We start from the raw sequence: 701 nt of genomic DNA, 5'->3' as shown, positions 1-701 counted from the left end.
TTCACTGACGCACTCGGGGTCGCAGAAGGCCTCGGCAAGTTTGTCGGACCTGGCGTGGGAGTGATGTTCGCGATCGCGTTGATCGACGCGTCCATTATTGGTGCGGCCGCAGTAGGTTTGTCTACTTCATACGCGTTGGGCGACGTGTTGGGGTTGAAGCACTCCCTGCACCGCAAACCGTGGGAAGCGAAGGGCTTCTACGCCGTATTCGCTGCCCTCCTCGCCCTGGCAGCCACGATTGTTCTGATTCCCGGTGCGCCGCTGGGACTCTTGACCGTGGGAGTACAGACTCTCGCCGGGGTGCTGCTACCTTCAGCCACGGTCTTCCTCTTATTGCTCTGCAACGACAAAGACGTGCTGGGCCCCTGGGTCAACGGCAAATGGTTGAACCTGTTCACGTCTGTTGTCGTCGCCGTGCTGGTCATGCTTTCCATCATCCTCACAGCCAGCGTTCTCTTCCCAGACATCACGGGAGAGACAATCTTGTCCATCCTCGGCGGGGGCAGCGTCTTGGGAATTCTTGTCGGAGCGACCGCCCTGGTCCTTCGCCGGCGACGCCCGGCCGGTGATGCGGTGCTCCCGATGGAACACAGTCAACGTCTCCGTTGGCGGATGCCACCCCTCACCCTCCTCGCCCGCCCGGAGCTCTCCACCGGTCGGACCATCGGATTGGGCGTGCTGCGCGCCTACCTGATCCTCGC

General features: G+C 62.1%; 1 protein-coding gene. It reads left to right on the top strand.

Annotation, left to right across the window (positions count from 1 at the left end; translation table 11 throughout):
* Positions 1 to 63 precede the first annotated feature (63 nt).
* Positions 64 to 701 (top strand): divalent metal cation transporter (locus QN345_RS19625; protein WP_323509187.1); only part of this gene is annotated, 638 nt, incomplete at its 3' end.

Source organism: Cryobacterium sp. 10I1 (assembly GCF_035019805.1).
Lineage (GTDB): Bacteria > Actinomycetota > Actinomycetes > Actinomycetales > Microbacteriaceae > Cryobacterium > Cryobacterium glucosi.
The sequence above is the reverse complement of the archived record's forward strand: the minus strand, read 5'-3'. Positions and strand labels throughout refer to the sequence as shown.